The 16,674-nt window shown below is 64.8% G+C and carries 14 protein-coding genes, 1 tRNA gene and 1 other RNA gene; 3 read left to right on the plus strand and 13 right to left on the minus strand.

Annotated features, from left to right (window positions below; genetic code table 11):
* Positions 1-290: 290 nt before the first annotated feature.
* Positions 291-1,805, minus strand: coding sequence for a threonine ammonia-lyase, biosynthetic (gene ilvA / locus D579_RS0111385; RefSeq protein WP_018952087.1), 1,515 nt, complete (start codon positions 1,803-1,805; stop codon positions 291-293).
* Positions 1,806-1,908: 103 nt separating this feature from the next.
* Here ilvA and rpiA point away from each other — a divergent pair, with 103 nt between their 5' ends.
* Positions 1,909-2,571: a ribose-5-phosphate isomerase RpiA gene (rpiA, locus tag D579_RS0111390; protein ID WP_038050453.1), complete on the plus strand. Its 663-nt coding sequence runs from the start codon at positions 1,909-1,911 to the stop codon at positions 2,569-2,571.
* Positions 2,572-2,590: 19 nt separating this feature from the next.
* A complete protein-coding gene (locus D579_RS0111395; RefSeq protein WP_018952089.1) occupies positions 2,591-2,800 on the plus strand; it encodes a DUF2905 domain-containing protein in 210 nt (69 codons plus the stop codon).
* Positions 2,801-2,872: 72 nt separating this feature from the next.
* On the opposite strand, the gene D579_RS0111400 is transcribed toward D579_RS0111395, so the two are convergent.
* From D579_RS0111400 to D579_RS0111445, 11 genes are all read right to left on the minus strand, one after another.
* Positions 2,873-3,706 carry a rhodanese-like domain-containing protein gene (locus D579_RS0111400; RefSeq protein ID WP_018952090.1) on the minus strand — a complete coding sequence of 278 codons (834 nt, stop codon included), beginning with the start codon at positions 3,704-3,706 and terminating at the stop codon, positions 2,873-2,875.
* Positions 3,707-3,892: 186 nt separating this feature from the next.
* A complete protein-coding gene (locus D579_RS0111405; RefSeq protein ID WP_018952091.1) occupies positions 3,893-7,735 on the minus strand; it encodes a DUF3683 domain-containing protein in 3,843 nt (1,280 codons plus the stop codon).
* Between the two features lie 181 nt (positions 7,736-7,916).
* The gene (locus tag D579_RS14890; RefSeq protein WP_018144103.1) at positions 7,917-8,066 is read right to left on the minus strand and encodes a DUF3096 domain-containing protein; all 150 of its coding nucleotides are present in this window, start codon (positions 8,064-8,066) and stop codon (positions 7,917-7,919) included.
* An 88-nt stretch (positions 8,067-8,154) separates the two neighbouring features.
* On the minus strand, positions 8,155-9,072 hold the full coding sequence (locus D579_RS0111415; RefSeq protein ID WP_018144104.1) for an MBL fold metallo-hydrolase: 918 nt from the start codon (positions 9,070-9,072) through the stop codon (positions 8,155-8,157).
* A 437-nt stretch (positions 9,073-9,509) separates the two neighbouring features.
* Positions 9,510-9,645: non-coding RNA, RtT sRNA (locus D579_RS14895), on the minus strand.
* 36 nt (positions 9,646-9,681) lie between these two features.
* A tRNA-Gln gene (locus tag D579_RS0111420) sits at positions 9,682-9,755 on the minus strand.
* 40 nt (positions 9,756-9,795) lie between these two features.
* A complete protein-coding gene (gene rpsI / locus D579_RS0111425) occupies positions 9,796-10,188 on the minus strand; it encodes a 30S ribosomal protein S9 (protein WP_018144105.1) in 393 nt (130 codons plus the stop codon).
* 31 nt (positions 10,189-10,219) lie between these two features.
* Positions 10,220-10,648: a 50S ribosomal protein L13 gene (gene rplM, locus D579_RS0111430; protein WP_018144106.1), complete on the minus strand. Its 429-nt coding sequence runs from the start codon at positions 10,646-10,648 to the stop codon at positions 10,220-10,222.
* A gap of 239 nt (positions 10,649-10,887) precedes the next feature.
* Positions 10,888-11,403, minus strand: coding sequence for a DUF4168 domain-containing protein (locus D579_RS0111435; protein ID WP_018168109.1), 516 nt, complete (start codon positions 11,401-11,403; stop codon positions 10,888-10,890).
* A 303-nt stretch (positions 11,404-11,706) separates the two neighbouring features.
* Positions 11,707-13,134: a sigma-54 dependent transcriptional regulator gene (locus tag D579_RS0111440; RefSeq protein WP_018952092.1), complete on the minus strand. Its 1,428-nt coding sequence runs from the start codon at positions 13,132-13,134 to the stop codon at positions 11,707-11,709.
* Positions 13,131-14,606, minus strand: a complete 1,476-nt coding sequence (locus tag D579_RS0111445) for an ATP-binding protein (protein ID WP_018952093.1) — start codon at positions 14,604-14,606, stop codon at positions 13,131-13,133. The genes D579_RS0111440 and D579_RS0111445 overlap by 4 nt, the downstream gene beginning before the upstream one ends.
* Before the next feature lie 367 nt (positions 14,607-14,973).
* Between D579_RS0111445 and D579_RS0111450 the strand changes: the two genes are divergently transcribed.
* Positions 14,974-15,657 carry an MBL fold metallo-hydrolase gene (locus D579_RS0111450; RefSeq protein ID WP_018952094.1) on the plus strand — a complete coding sequence of 228 codons (684 nt, stop codon included), beginning with the start codon at positions 14,974-14,976 and terminating at the stop codon, positions 15,655-15,657.
* Positions 15,658-15,742: 85 nt separating this feature from the next.
* Here D579_RS0111450 and htpX read toward each other — a convergent pair whose 3' ends face one another.
* Positions 15,743-16,630 carry a protease HtpX gene (gene htpX / locus D579_RS0111455; protein ID WP_018168105.1) on the minus strand — a complete coding sequence of 296 codons (888 nt, stop codon included), beginning with the start codon at positions 16,628-16,630 and terminating at the stop codon, positions 15,743-15,745.
* Positions 16,631-16,674: the final 44 nt, after the last annotated feature.

The raw sequence follows: 16,674 nt of genomic DNA on the forward strand, positions 1-16,674 counted from the left end.
CTCCCGTATGGAGCCCCTCGCGGAGGGCGTGATGGGCCGGGAGAAGGCGCTGGATGTCTGAGCGAAGCGCAGCGTAGCGAGTTCAGCGCCGCCGGCCCAGCGCGTCCGGAGCGAGGTTCCCGGGCGGAATCCTGGGGCCCTTCTTTGGGTACTTTCTTGGGCAAGCAAGAAAGTACCTCGCGGTGCGCTCGCGAAAGAGCACCTGGCAGGCGGCCGGACGAAGGCACGTAAACACCGGAGGACGGCCCAGGGCCCGCCTAGGACATGCCACCCCCTAAGGAAACGCGCGGTCAGCGCAGGAAGAGGGAGTAGGCCGGATTCCCGGTCTCCTCGTGCCATGGATACCCGACCTCCTTCAGAAACTCGCGGAACCGCGCCCGATCCTCGGCGGGGATCTGCATGCCGACCAGCACGCGGCCATAGGCGGCACCATGGTTGCGATAGTGGAACAGGCTGATGTTCCAGGTCTGGCCCATGTGCGTCAGGAAATTCAGCAGCGCGCCGGGGCGCTCCGGGAACTCGAAGCGGTAGATCCGTTCGTTGCGGACCTCGCCACCGTGGCCGCCGACCATGTGCCGGAGGTGGAGCTTGGCCACCTCGTTCTCGGTCATGTCCAGAACGTCGTAACCCGCCTCCTCCAGGGCCGCCAGGATTTCCTGGCGCTCGGGGTCGCCCCCCTCCAGTTTGATACCGGCAAAGACCTGGGCCTTCTCATCATCCGCGTAGCGGTAGTTGAATTCGGTGACCCCGCGCTTGCCGATGGCCTGACAGAACTGACGAAAGCTACCCGGACGCTCGGGGATGGTGACCGCAAACAGGGCCTCGCGATGCTCGCCGATCTCGGCGCGCTCGGCCACGTGGCGCAAGCGATCGAAGTTGATATTGGCCCCGCTGAGCACCGCCGCCAGGTTCGCGCCCTGCAGGCCCTCGCGCTGGATGTACTGCTTCATCCCGGCCACCGCGAGGGCCCCGGCCGGCTCGGCCACCACGCGGGTGTCATCGAAGATGTCCTTGATGGCCGCGCAAATGGAGTCGGTGTCCACGAGGAGGACCTCGTCAATCAGGTCGCGGCACAGACGGAAGGTCTCCTTGCCGACCTGACGCACAGCCGCACCGTCGGCAAAGATCCCGACCTGCTTGAGGGTGACCCGGCGGTTCTGTTGCAGCGCCTTGTACATCGAGGGCGCATCGTCCGGCTCCACGCCGATGACCTTGATCTCCGGACGCAGGCGCTTGATGTAGGCGGCCATGCCGGCCGCCAGTCCGCCCCCCCCGATGCACACGAACACCGCGTCCAGATGACCCGGGTGCTGGCGCAATAGCTCCATCGCCACCGTGCCCTGCCCGGCGATCACGTCGGGATCGTCGAACGGATGGATGAAGGTGTAGCCGTGTTTCTGTTCCAGTTCGCGGGCGTGGGCGGCCGCCTCGTCGAAGGAATCGCCGTGCAGCACAGCCTTGCCACCGAACCGGCGCACCGCGTCGATCTTGATCGACGGCGTGGTCACCGGCATTACGATCACGGCCTTGATGCCGAGGTGACTGGCCCCCAGCGCAACGCCCTGCGCATGGTTGCCGGCGGAGGCGGCCACCACGCCCTTTGCGCGCTGTTCCGGGGTCAGCTGGGCGATCTTGTTGTAGGCGCCACGCAGCTTGAACGAGAACACCGGCTGCAGATCTTCGCGCTTCAGCCACAACGTGGAGCCAAGGCGCTCCGACAGATTCGGCATCGGGTCCAGTGGCGTCTCGCGCGCGACATCGTAGACGCGCGCCGTCAGGATCTTCTCGAGATAGGGGAATTTCATGCCCCAAACGATAGCATGCGAGGCCTTAACGCTTCCGCTTGTCCCGGGGACGGAGCAGTCGGTATCCTCAATGGGTTACGGACAGAATATTCGGGAGACGGTGATGAATCAGGACGAAATGAAAAAGGCGGTCGCCGAGGCGGCGCTGGAACGGATCGAGAGCGGCTGGATCGTGGGTGTGGGCACCGGTTCCACCGCGAACTACTTTATTGACGCCCTGGCCGGCATCAAGGGCAAGATCGATGGCGCCGTGGCCTCCAGCGAGGCCAGCGCCGAGCGCCTGCGCGGCCACGGTATCGAGGTACTGGACCTGAACTCCGCCGGTCCGCTGCCGATCTACGTCGACGGGGCCGACGAGGCGACCCGGCATCTGCACCTGACCAAGGGCGGCGGCGGCGCGCTGACCCGCGAAAAGATCGTCGCGGCGGCGTCGAAGACCTTCGTCTGCGTGGTCGACGAGACCAAGGTCGTCGACTATCTCGGCGCCTTCCCGCTTCCGGTCGAGGTCATCCCGATGGCGCGCAGCCACGTGGCCCGCGCCCTGTCGAAGCTGGGCGGCAACCCGGAACTGCGCGAGGGCTTCAAGACCGACAACGGCAACGTGATCCTCGACGTGCACAACCTGCGCATCATGAACCCGGTTGAACTCGAATCCGAGCTGGACCATATCGCCGGCGTCGTGACCAACGGACTGTTCGCCCGCCGTTCGGCGGATATCATGCTGGTGGGCTCCGCCTCGGGCGTCGAGGAGATGACCGCCGGTTAAGCGGGTCGAGTCCGCCACGGTGACCGCGACGGGCAAATGGCTGATCATCATCGGCGGGCTGATCGTCCTGATCGGTCTGCTGTGGCCGTGGCTCGGAAAAATCCCCTGGGGCCGGCTCCCGGGTGACATCGTGATCGAACGCGAGAACGCCCGCTTCTACTTCCCGCTCACCACGATGATCATCGTCAGCGTGGGGATCACGATCCTCCTGGCGCTGTTTCGTCGCTGATACCGCTCCAAAAAAAGGCCGGGATCATACGATCCCGGCCTTTTTAACGTGGGCAAGCGGTGAGACGGACAATCAGCGCGTCATCACCTCGTCGTAGAACTGCTGCAGGCCGCCTTCCAGGAAGTGGTAGTTCTCGATGCCGCGTCCCTCCAGGTGATACTGCAACCAGCGCACCTGCTGACCGTTCTGGTCGAAGATCAACAGCGCATCACCATCCCTGTTGGCCTGGCCGAGGATGCGGTTAAGCGTATCGATGTTCTCCAACGGGGCCGACATCTCGCGCCCGGCAAACAGCGAGATCTCGTCACGCTCCTCGTTGCCGCGCACGTCCAGCACCACCGCATTGTCGTCGTTGCGAACACGACGGGCGAAGGTGTCGGCATCCAGCAACCGCGCCTCGAAGGCCTCGTCCGTGATGAGTTGGGTCTCGGGGTCCTCGATCGGCTCGCCGCGGAGCATGGCCAGCCCCGGGTAGCGGTCTGCCCAGTCCGCGACACCGGCGTCATAGGCCTGGGTCGGGCCGAGCCCGGCCGCGTTGGCCCGCGCGGCAGCGCGATAGGACATGTAGCTCTCGCGCCCGTTGCAGTAGAACACCAGGGGCCCGCCATGCTGCTCTTCCAGGGCCCGTACCTGATCCTCAAAATCCGGGGCGCCCAGCGGTACATGATGGGCCCCCTCGATGTGCAGGATGTCGTATTCCAGACGCGGGCGGACATCGATCACCGTGGAGCGCGACAACTGGCCCCGCAGATCGAACAGGTCCACGGCATCCACGCCGAATCGCTCGTAAAGACTGCGGCCGGGGAATTCGACAAAGGCCTGGGCACTGGCCACGACGGGGGCCGCCGCCAGCCCGAAACAAAGGGCCATGACGGCGAGACGGGGACTCAAAGAGCGAAAGGTCATGCGAACTCCCTTGCATGGACGGGTGGACATGCCGCATACACTGCCGCGGCCTTGACGGGCATTGCGTACGCCCGATGGGGCGACGCGACGTGACGATCCTTTATTCCGTCGCGACCGCCCGGTGCCCCCGATTGTAGCCAACCCGGGCGGGCCATGTGCAGCACCCGCTTGTGCCGGCTCCAAGCCCTACAGCAGGACCTTCTCGATCCCACCCTCGCGGGCCCGTTCGATGAAGGCCTTCTGCCAGCCATCGCCCATCAGACGGTTGGCCATCTCCACCACGATGTAGTCGGTATCCATCCCGGTATCCTCGCGATAGCGCTCCAGGCCCTGCTGGCAAGCCGGGCAGGAGGTCAGCATCTTCACGTTGCCGTCCTTCGCCTTCTCCTCTCCGGTCAGCTCCTTGATGCCCTTGTGCAGCTCTTCCTGCTTGCGGAAGCGCACCTGGGTGGCGATATCCGGACGGCTGATCGCAAAGGTCCCGGCCTCGCCACAGCAACGGTCGGACTGCAGGACCTCCTGACCCAGCAGCTTGGCCGCGACGTCGGTCGGCTTGTGCGACTTCATCGGCGAATGGCAGGGATCGTGGTACATGTACTGCACGCCCTCGAGCCCCTCGAGATGGACGCCCTTCTCCATCAGGTACTCGTGGATGTCCAGCAACCGGCAACCCGGGAAGATCCGCTCGAACTCGTATTTCAGGAGCTGATCCATGCAGGTGCCACAGGACACCACGACGGTCTTGATGTCGAGGTAGTTGAGCGTGGTCGCGAGGCGATGGAACAGTACCCGGTTCTCGGTACTGATCTGCTGGCCCTTCTCGAAATCGCCACCGGCATTCTGCGGATACCCGCAGCACAGGTAGCCCGGCGGCAGCACGGTCTGCGCGCCGACGTCGTAGAGCATGGCGAGCGTAGCCAGGCCCACCTGGCTGAACAGGCGCTCGGAACCGCACCCGGGAAAGTAGAACACCGCATCCGAATCCAGATCGGTCTTCACCGGGTCGCGCAGGATCGGCACGTAGCGCGAATCCTCCAGCCCCAGCATCTGGCGGGTGGTCTGGCTCGGCAACCCGGCGGGCATCGGCTTTTTCACGAAGTGCACGACCTGCTCGTGCATCGGTGCCTTGCCGGTGGTCGAGCGCGGGGTCTTGCCCTCCCCGGTCAGGTTCAACTTCTTGAATGCGAAATGCCCCAGGCGCTGGGCGGCATAGCCCATCTGGATCGCACCCTTGCGGATACCCTTGATGGTGGCCGGGTCCTTCGCGTTGAGGAAGGCCATGGACATCATCGTCGCCGGCGTCGCCTTGCGCTTGCCCTTCTTGTTCAGGATCGAACGCATGTGCATGGTCACGTCGCCAAAGTCGATGTCGACCGGGCACGGATTCAGGCACTTGTGGCAGATCGTGCAGTGATCCGCGACGTCGTTCATCTCCTCGAAGTGATTCAGCGACAGCCCGCGCCGGGTCTGCTCCTCGTAGAGGAACGCCTCGACGATCAACCCGGTCGCCAGGATCTTGTTGCGCGGCGAGTACAGCAGATTGGCGCGCGGGACGTGCGTGTTGCACACCGGCTTGCACTTGCCGCAACGCAGGCAGTCCTTGATCTCGTCGTTGAGATCGCCCAGCTCGCTTTGTTCAAGGATCAACGCCTCCTGCTTGACCAGGCGCAGCGACGGCGTATAGGCATTGGACAACCCGGAGCCCACCAGCAGCTTGCCGGCGTTGAACACGCCATTCGGGTCGACGTCCTTCTTGTACTTCGCGAACGACTCGATGCGTTCGGGCTCCAGATACTGCATCTTGGTCAGCCCGATCCCGTGCTCGCCGGAGATCACCCCATTGAGCTCGCGTGCCAGGCGCATCACTTCATCCACCAGGCGCTCGGCCTGGTGCATCATCTGGTAGTCATTGGAATTGACCGGGATGTTGGTGTGCACGTTGCCATCGCCCGCGTGCATGTGCAGGGCGATAAACAGGCGGCTGGTCAGTACCCGGTCGTGGATCGCGGTCAGCCGCTTGCGCACCGGCTCCAGCTGGTGCCCGCCAAAGATCTCGAACAGCGGGCGCTCGACCTCGGCGCGGTAGGAGATGCGCAGGCTGCGCCGCAGCAGCACATTGATGAGCTTGTCATGGTCGCGCAAATCCGCACGAGCGGGCTCGTCCAGCAGCTCGTCACATTCCGAGGCCTGGGTGAAGAAGTTGTCCGAGATTGCCTCCCAGCGCTTCTTCACCGTCTCCAGGACCTCCACCGCACGCTCGCGCTTGGCCTCGAACCACTGCTGGCCCTCGCCACCGGTGTCGTCCAGCAACTCGCGCAGCTCCGGATGGTCACCGCGCATGCACTCCTGCATCTCGTCGACCATCCGGAGCTTGTTCGTCAGCGACTCGCGCACGTTCAGGGTCTCGATCCCCTCGGTGTACTCCGCCAGGCGCTCCAGCGGGATCACCACGTCCTCGTTGATCTTGAACGCGTTGGTGTGGTGAGCAATCGCCGCGGTGCGGGCGCGATCCGCCCAGAAGCGCTTGCGCGCCTCGGGGCTGACCGCAACGAAACCCTCGCCATTGCGGGCGTTCGCCGCGCGCACCATCCTGGCCGCCAGCTTGCCCAGGGCATCCTCGTTGTCGGAGACAATGTCGGCGACCAGGACCATCTTCGGCAGGTCACCACGGGCGCCCTTCGGGGTGTACTTCACCGCGCGCACGTAGCGCTCGTCGAGATGCTCCAGACCCGCCAGCAGGACTTCGTCCTCGGCGTCCACCGCATCCTTGATCTCGACGATCGCCGGCACGGCCTGGTGCAGATCGGTCCCGTAGAACTCCAGGCACACGGTGCGGATGTTGTCCGGCATCCGGTGCAGGATGAACTCGGCCGACGTAATCAGACCGTCGCAGCCTTCCTTCTGGATACCCGGCACGCCCATCAGGGTCTTGTCGGTCACGTCCTTGCCCAGCCCCAGCTTGCGGAAGCTCTGTCCCGGCATCTCCAGGATCTCGGGCTCGCCCTTCGGGGTCTTGCCGTCCGGCTGATAGCGGCTCACACGGAAGCGCACGATCTCGGCGTCGTGGATCTTGCCGAGGTTGTGGTTGAGGCGCTCGACATACATCCACTCCGCCTCGGGGGTCACCATGGTCCAGGCGGCCAGGTTGTCCAGCGCGGTACCCCACAGCACGGCCTTCTTGCCGCCAGCGTTCATCGCGACGTTGCCGCCGATGGTGGAGGCGTCCTGCGAGGTCGGATCCACCGCGAACACTAGACCGTTGCGATCGGCCAGCTCGGAGACGCGCTTGGTGACCACACCGGCCTCCACGCGCACCACCGGGACGTCACGCTCCACGCCCGGCAGGGGTCGGCGCTCGACCTCGCCCAGGCCTTCCAGCTTCTCGGTGTTGATGACCGCCGAGCGCTTGGACAGCGGGACGGCACTACCGGTGTAGCCGGTGCCACCGCCACGCGGGATCACCGTCAGGCCGAGCTCGATGCAGGCCGCGACCAGCGGGCCCATCTCTTCCTCGGAATCCGGGGTGAGCACCACGAACGGGAGCTCCACACGCCAGTCGGTCGCATCGGTCACGTGGGAGACCCGCGCCAGGCCGCCGAACTGGATGTTGTCCTTGTGCGTCAGGGCCTTCATGCGCTTGCGCACCTGATCGCGCAGCGCGGCGGTATCGGTGAACTCCTGCGCAAAGGCAGACACTGCCGCCTGCGCGCGCTGGCCCAGCTTGAGCGCCTTCTCGTTGCCGTCGGCCCGGGCCGTGATCTGGCCCAGACGATGCTGCATGGCATCAATCAGCGCCTTGCGGCGCTTCTTGTCCTCCAGCAGATCATCCTGGATGTACGGGTTTCGGGTGACCACCCACATGTCGCCCAGAACCTCGAACAGCATGCGCGCAGACACACCCGTCCGACGCTCCCCACGCAACTCATTGAGGAGGTCCCAGGTATCGGAACCCAGGAAACGGATAACGATTTCGCGGTCGGAGAATGAGGTGTAGTTATAGGGTATTTCTCGGACGCGTTCGGCGGTCATTGAGGCGTAGCCCCCCGATCAGAATGTGGCCAAAGAGTAACGGGTCCGCACGCCCTGCGCACGAAGTCGCACTGTTGGTCCATGCTTTTGGGCACCAAACTATCGGTGACGGGGACCTTTACGTCGCCAGGGCGGCGCTGATCGATTCACACATCCGCGCTGGGGCCCCTTGAGCATCTCCCTAGAAATACGCCAGCAGGCCCAGCACCCCGATAACAATCAGATAGATCGCGACGATGTAGTTCAGCAGGCGGGGCCGGATCAGGATCAGGATGCCCGCCACCAGGGACAGGATGGCCATGAGCAGGCCCGGTTCAATATTCAGCGTCATTGGCGATCATTCCTTTCGCTTGTGGGATTCAGGGATACATCAAGGACCCGCAACGCACGCACCGACCGGGCTTCCCCTGCGGCCGAGCTCAAAAGAGCTTCTCTTCCATCTCCAGATAGACCGCGTTGGCGTTGCTGCGGTTGGTCTGTTCGAAGGCCGGCAGGTCTTCGTAGTCACTCCAGTCCATCGCGGAGTAGGCCTCGTCGAAGGAATCCATGTTCTCGACCGCCACGGCCATGTGCTCGCGCAGCTTAACCAGGTAGTCGCGGGTGAACCTGACCGCCCGGGCCGCCTGATCGGTCGCCTCGCCATGCCCCGGAATCAGGAACTTCAGGTCCATCTCCATCAACTCTTCCAGGCGCTTGACCCAGTTCTCCGAATCCAGCGCATCGTCGCCCAGAAACGGGATCCGGCCATCGAACACGATGTCGCCGGCGAACACCACGCCGGTCTCCTCCACCACCATGATGATGTCGTCCGGCGAGTGTGCGGGCCCCGCGTGCACGCACCGGAAGGTCTTCCCGCCGAGACGGATGGTGTACTCGTCCTCGAAGAATTCGTCCGGCGGAATGATCTGGGTGTCCTCGTCCACCCATGGGGCCAGCACGCCCCGGCGCTGCTCGAGCCGCGCCACCGCACCGGCGCCTCCCAGATAGTCTCTCGCGCGCGCCTGCCCGATGATCTTGGCATCGGTGTGGTCCGCGAACGCCTGCAGGCCATAGATGTGATCCGCGTGATAATGACCAGCAATCACGTACTTGATCGGCTGGTCGGTCACCTCGCGGATCCGGCGAATCATCTCGAAGCCAAGTGGCGGCGTCCCCAGGGCGTCATATACCACCACGCCCTCGTCGGTCACGACGAACCCCGCATTCGAGGTATGCCCCTCGTTGTCGGGATCCGGAATACCGGAGATCCCGATCATGTACCAGGTGTCCAGACCTTCGACCTCGTGGGCTGTCACATCCACGCTGACCGGCTCGTAGGGATTCTCGGGTACCGACATGGTCAATCCTCTCTTCTCTGGCATTTTGATCGATCCGACCCAGTGCGGCCGGGTTCTGCGGAATTGGACGGAAAAAGGGCGGGAGAATTCCCTGCATTTCCCGATCACTGCCGAGGGATTGTAGCGGAGTCGGGAGCGGGGTTGACGGGATGCCGGGGTCCGGGCGCTTGTGGCTACCGGGGACCGGTCGCCAAGGTCGGCGGTGGCTGGCCATTTAAAGGCAGGGAGACCGGAAGCAGGGTCGGCGTCCACAAATCAGCGGGGCGGTGCCGAAACGTTCTGGCCCGAATCGTTGCCATGGCTGGAGGACCAGGATGATTCGGCGGCTGCGCGCGCGCAGTGCTTCGCTGCGCTTCGCCGAACCTTCCAGGTTCGAACCCTGGACACGCTCAAACAAACATAGAAAAGGGCCCCACGAGGGGGCCTTCTTCCATGAATGGCTGGGGGACCAGGATTACTCGGCGCTATGCGCCTCGCCCTTCGGGCCAGCGCCGCATACGGCGCTGTTCGGGTCGGCTACGCCTCACCGTCGAACCTTGCAGGTTCTCATCCTGAAATCTTCCAGCCATTCATGAAAAAAGGCCCCACAAGGGGGCCTTCTTCCATGAATGGCTGGGGGACCAGGATTCGAACCTGGGTTGGCGGAGTCAGAGTCCGCAGTCCTACCGCTAGACGATCCCCCAGTAAACCGGGTCGGGTGCAGCCCGAAACTCGACGCGAATTTTAGCGCTTCGAGTACTGGGTTGCACGACGGGCCTTGCGCAGGCCGATCTTCTTGCGCTCCACCTCGCGGGCATCGCGGGTCAGGTGACCACCACGACGCAGCGACGGGCGCATGTCTTCGTTGTACTGCACCAGGGCGCGGGCAATGCCCAGACGGATCGCGCCGGCCTGGCCGTTGCCGCCACCGCCTTCAACGGTCGCGATCACGTCGAAGTTGCCGGTCGACTCGGTCGCCTCCAGCGGCTGGCGTACCACCATGCGCGAGGTCTTGCGGCCGAAGAAGTCGTCCAGCGGCTTCTCGTTAACCGTGATGTTGCCCGTGCCGGGACGCAGGAAGACGCGCGCCGAGGCGGTCTTGCGGCGGCCGGTGCCGTAATACTGATTGATAGCCATTCGGATCGATTCCCTTGCTGATTCTGGCGGCTCAGACTTCGAGCGGCTGCGGCTGCTGGGCCGTGTGCCGGTGTTCGGTACCGGCGTAGACCTTGAGCTTCTTGAACATGGCCCGGCCAAGCGGGTTGCGCGGCAGCATGCCCTTGACGGCAAGCTCCAGCACCTTCTCCGGATGACGCTCGATCATCTGGGTGAAGTTGGCTTCCTTGATGCCACCCGGGTAACCGGAATGGTGGAAGTACTTCTTGTCCATGGCCTTGTTGCCGGAGACGCGGATCTTCTCCGCGTTGATCACGACGATGTAGTCGCCGGTATCGACATGCGGCGTGTACACGGGCTTGTGCTTCCCGCGCAGGCGATGTGCGATTTCCGTGGCGAGTCGACCGAGGGTCTTGCCGTCGGCGTCGACGAGAAACCAGTCGCGTTCGACTTCGGCCGGCTTGGCGCTAATGGTACTCATGATGTTCGATGCTCCGAGGTCGGGGCGATTCAGAAAGCGCGCAAGAATAACGCTTCCCTCTGCCCAATTCAAGCTACAGGGACAATTCCCGAGACGCGAAGGCGTCCGCCCTCGGGGGAATCACGGATCAATGTGCCGAACATTCGCGTGCATGCCCCGGACACAAACAAGGGGCCGACCCGAAGGCCGGCCCCTGCAACCCCCCGGGCGCAATGCCCGGGGCGGTTTTGCGCTGCCCGTTACAGCTGGGCTTCAGCGCGCTCCTGGACTTCCTGCATCAACTCGGGGTCGTTCTGCAGGGCCATGGCCACTTCGTTGTATTCCTCGACGCTCATGCCCGAGTCTTCAACCGCGTTGACCATTTCGTCCTGTGCTTCCTGCTGCATGGACTGGGCCTCGGTTTCGTCCTCGGCACTCTGCAGGCGGTCGGCGAAGTCTTCGCGCACTTCCTGCACCGCAACGAAGGCGGTTACGAAAGTGTCGATGTCTTCTTCGCTCAGATCCACCTCGGGGGCTTCCTGCATCGGGGCACCGCCCTGGGCCGCGCCACCCTGGGCACCACCCTGAGGCGGCTGGCCGCCCTGAGCACCGCCACCGGCACCGCCTTCCTGGGCCGGCGGCTGGCCGCCCTGGGCACCGCCCATGTCGCCCCCACCGGCACCACCTTCGGCACCGCCGTACTGGGCAGAGGCGGCTCCACCCACGGCAAACAGGGAGGTCAGGGCCATCGCGAGCATCGTCTTGCGCATATTCATCATGTTGCTCCTTTTCCTTTGGATCGTTCGGATCTCGGGGCGAAGCCGGCGACGACTCAAGGTCGATCGTCCGCCCGCCCGATTTCGTTGCAACCGTGTGAGGAGGAATGGTCCATCACTGCGGTTCCGATTCCTCGATTGCTGTCCCAGGAGGAGCAGGCATCGTGCCAAGATTGGAAAAAGACAAACAAAACACTTTGAAACAGCGACTTATGCTCTCATCATCCCGAAAGGGCCGGGGAACGCCCCAACGGTAAACCGGGTCAGAATGACACATGGGTCAGGTCGACCCGGGTCAGGATGTCACGATGGGTCGGATTCCCCGAGTTTGCGGTACAGCGTCTTGCGGCCGATGCCGAGGATCCGCGCAGCGCGTTGCTTGTTGCCGTCCACATGCTCCAGCACCCGACGAATGTAGTCGCGCTCGCGCTCCTCCAGGGTCGGCCACTGGCCGTCGTCGCCCATCCCCGGTACCGGCGTCGCCCCCTCCGCCCGGTCGCCCGTCGTTCCGCCGGGATCCTCGGCGGGCGCCTCGAATACGCGCTCCGGCAGATCACGGGTCTCGATGACCTCGCCGGCCGCCAGAGTGGCGGCACGCTCCATCAGACTCGCGAGTTCGCGGACGTTCCCCGGGAACGGATACCGCACCAGCGCGCGCAGGGCCTCCGGGCTCAGGCGACGCTCGGGCAGGTCGCGGGCCAGGGCCTGCTGACGCAGGAACTGCAGGGCCAGGCGTTCGATGTCATCGCCACGCTCGCGCAGCGGCGGGATCTCGATACGAAAGGTCTCCAGGCGATAGTAGAGATCCTCACGGAAACGACCGTCGGCAATATGCGTCTGCAGATCCTGATGTGTGGCCGCCACGATACGCACATCGGTCGCGATCTCCTCGTTGGCGCCCACCGGACGCACGCGACCATCCTGCAGAAGACGCAACAGCTTGCTCTGCATGGCCACCGGCATCTCGGCAATCTCGTCCAGGAACAGGGTGCCGCCGTCGGCCTCGGTAAACAGGCCGCGCCGAGCCCCCTTGGCCCCGCTGAACGCACCCGCCACGTGCCCCAGCAACTCCGACTCCAGCAGGGCCTCGGGGATGCCCGCGCAGTTAATCGCCACGAACGGACCACGGGCCCGCTCGCTTTCCGCATGGAGCGCGCGCGCCACCAGTTCCTTGCCGGTACCGGACTCGCCGGTGATCAGGACACTGCCGTCGGCGGCCGCGATCCGCCGAATCAGGTCGAACAACTGCAGCATGGCCGGACTGCGGCCCTGCATGCCGTGAAAGCCATCGGCCTGCGCAAGGACCTCACGATAGCGACGCACCTCGTCCTTCAAACGCCGCGCCTCGGTCACCCGGTCGGCGGCCAGACGCAGGTGATCCAGATCCACCGGCTTGGTCAGGAAGTCATCCGCCCCCGCCTTCAGCGCGGCCACCGCCTGGTCGATTGTCCCGAAGCCCGTGAGCATGATGAACCCGGGTGCCGGCACCCGGGTGCGGGCCTCCTGGAGCACCTGGAAGCCATCCGCGCCGGGCAGGCGCAGGTCGCTCACCACCAGACTGAAGGCCTGCTGCGCAAGCACCCGCGCGGCATCCTCGGCACTGGCAACCGCCGTAACCGCGTAGCCGGCCTCGGTCAGTTCCTCGGTCAGCAGCTCGCGATGCCCGCGATCGTCCTCCACGACCAGGACCGACTCCGGGGGCGTTGCGGGGACTTGTGCCTTGCTGCTCATCGAAGCGAATCCTCCTGGGCGCCAGCGGCCACCGGCAGATGCACGACAAATCGGGTCTCCCCCGCGACACTGCGATCCAGCATCACCGTACCCCCGTGGTCCTCCAGCGCCACCTGCGCCACCGCCAGCCCGAGCCCGGTCCCCTCGCCGGTGGGCTTGGTGGTAAAGAAGGGCTCGAACAGGCGTTCGGCCTGCTCATCGTCTATCCCTCGCCCGGCCGTGGGGCCGTCGTCCGCCACCACCAGCTCGACCCGGTCGGACGAGGCATACCAGCGGACCCGGACCTCGCGGGCGGCGACCTGCGCGGCATTCTCCAGCAGATTCTCCAGGGCCTGGCCCAAGCGCAGGCGGTCCGCGGCGATGGTCAACCCGGGGCCTTCGAGCCGGAATTCCACCCCGCCGGAGGCATGCCGCTCGCGCACACGCTCGACCAGATCTCCAACCAGCTGCGCGAGATCCAGCGAGCGTTCCTGCAACGGATTGCGCCGGGCAAAGTCCAGCAGCTGGCGCACGATGGTCTCCACCCGCTCCAGCTCGGCCTTCAGCGCCTCCATCTCGGTGCGCGCCGGATCCGCCTCCGGCAGGTGCCGGATGGCGCGCTGCACGCGACCGGCGATAATCCCGAGCGGCGTCCCCAGTTCGTGTGCCACGCCGGCCGCCAGCTGGCCGATCGCCGCCAGCTTCTCCGAGTGCCGCAGCTTCTCCTCCAGCCGTCCCTGCTCAAGGCGTTGCGCCTCCAGTTCGGCCTCCGAGGCCTCGCGACGCTCCATCATGCGGTTCATCGAGACTGCCAGGCCGCGCAGCTCCGCCGGCCCCTGTTCCGGCGCCCGCAATCCACGCTGACCCTCGCCAATCGCGCGCATCGCGGCCATCAACCGAGACACATGCCGCCCCACCGCCCGGTGGTACCCGAACAGCACCACCAGCAGAAACAGCCCGCTAATCCCCAGCATCAGCAACCCACCCTGCCACTGGAGCTGCGCGACGAAGGCCCGGAACGGTGTGACGTCGCGCGTCACCTGCAACAGCCCCACGATGCGACCGGCCGGATCGGACAACGGAAGAAAGAACGAAAAGGTCTCGCGCCCCTGATGTTCGCCGAAAGCCCCAAGACTCCCGGTTTCGCTGATGACCTGCGCCTCGCCACGGCGCTGCAGGGTCGGACTGGGCGGGCCACTGGCCGCCACCATCCGGCCGTCGGCATCGTAGACATAGACCCCGAACACCTCCTCGATCTGGAACAGGGAGTCCAGTGACTGCTGCACACCGGCCGCGTCGTCCTGCAGCATCGCACCGGCCACAGGCAGGCGGATGGAGCGCGCCACCAGCTCGATGTCCTCCTGCATCCGGTTTTCCATCTGGGTCTGGAATTCGTGCAGACCCAGCGCGACCACCGCGGCCATCAGCAGCAACAGGGGCAGCAGCACGAACGACAACACCGCGGTGCGCAGACTGTTCAGGCGTCGGGTCATAAAGGGCAATTCGCAGCGTCGTCGAAGGCCACCATGGTAGACACGCGGGCCGGCATGACGCGAATTGCGGGCAAAAAAAAGCGCGGGTCGAAGCCCGCGCCAAGAAAACCACCAAAGGAGGATGGAGGAGTCCACCAACCGCTGACAGGGGGGACAGCGATTAGCGTATGCAAATCTTCTAATATGACGATATTCTTGTCAACCGGTGAATGCGCAGGGGGTTCGCAAATTCACCGCATCGTCATATCACGTACCCTTGAAGACCTGCACACCCCGTAAGACGCCCGCTCGCCAGTTCTATTCCCCGCTGCGTGCAATCCAGCGCCTCCAGCCTTCAAAATTCGAAATTGTTCACGGATCCACTGCCATGCTTCGCCATCTGAGCCACCCCGTCACCCCGCTTGCCCAGAACGCCACCCTGATCTGGTGCGACGTCACCGGGGCCGCGGCCTGGGTCGATCCCGGCGCGGATGCCGCGGCCCTGGAACGGATCGCGCGGGATCAGGGCGTCCACCTGGAAAAGATCCTGCTGACCCATGGCCACCTGGACCACGTGGGCGCAGCCGCCGAACTGGCCAAACGTACCGGCGCGCCGATTATCGGCCCGCACCGCGACGATGCCTTCTGGCTGGACCAACTCCCGGCGCAGGCGCAGATCTTCGGCTTCTCCGAGGTCCAGCCACTGGTGCCCGATCAGTGGCTGGACGATGGCGACACCATCGAGCTCGGGCAAGCCACCCTCCACGTCCTGCACTGTCCCGGCCACACCCCGGGCCACGTGGTCTTCCACGATCCGGAGGGCCGACTCGCCCTGGTCGGTGACGTCCTGTTCCATGGCGCGATCGGCCGCAGCGATTTTCCGCGCGGCAACGGGCGTGAGCTGCTGGACTCCATCACCGGCAAGCTCTGGCCACTGGGCGACGACACCCGCTTTGTCCCCGGCCATGGCCCCGAGTCCACCTTCGGCGAAGAGCGTCGTAGCAACCCCTTCGTCGGCGACGACGTCATCGCCGCCCCCGGCAGCGAACCCGGACGCGGTCGCTACTACTGATCCGACCGGCCGCAGCCCCGGCACTGCAAACGAAAAAGGCCGCCCCGAAGGGCGGCCCTCTCCTGGTACACATAAAGGGTTGCGGTCAGCCGTTGGCGCGCAGCGCCGCGATGCGCTGTTCGATCGGCGGGTGGCTCATGAACAGCTTCTTCAGCCCCTGGGCCATGCCACCGCGAATGCCAAAGGCGGCCATCTGGTCCGGCATGTCCACCGGGCGACCGGAGGCGCGCGCCAGCGACTCCAGCGCCCCGATCATCTTCTCGCGGCTGGCAAAACGAGCCCCCGCCTCGTCGGCGCGGAACTCGCGCTGACGCGAGAACCAGAACACGATGATGGAGGCCAGGATGGCGAGGACGATCTCGGCCACGATGGCGGTGATCCAGAATGCCGGCCCGTGACCGGACTCGTTCTTGAAGATCACGCGATCGACAAAGTGACCGATCACGCGCGACAGGAAGATCACGAAGGTATTGACCACCCCCTGGATCAGCGCCAGGGTCACCATGTCGCCATTGGCCACGTGGCCCACCTCGTGCCCCAGCACGGCCTCGACCTCGCCCTGCCCCATGTTCTGCATCAACCCGGTGCTGACCGCGACCAGGGCATTGTTCTTGCTCATGCCGGTGGCGAAGGCGTTCGGGTCCGGCGAGTCGTAGATACCGACCTCCGGCATCCCGATTCCGGCCTCGCGGGCCTGACGGGTGACCGTCTCCAGCAGCCACTGCTCGGTGGCGTTGCGCGGCTTGTCGATCACGTGGACCTTCATCGTCTTCTTCGCCATCCACTTGGAGATGGCCAGCGAGATGAACGAACCACCGAAGCCAAACACGGCGGCGAAGATCAGCAACGCGGTCAGGTCGAGATTGACCCCCTGGTCGTCGAGGATGCTCTCGACCCCAAGGATGCGCAGAGTAATGCTAAGGACGATCAGGATGGCGAAGTTGGTCGCCAGAAACAGCACGATACGTTTCATGAAGCTTTCCTGTACTCCAATTAATAAACTCGACGGGATGAACC

The sequence above is a fragment of the Thioalkalivibrio sp. AKL12 genome (genome assembly GCF_000377925.1).
GTDB lineage: Bacteria > Pseudomonadota > Gammaproteobacteria > Ectothiorhodospirales > Ectothiorhodospiraceae > Thioalkalivibrio > Thioalkalivibrio versutus.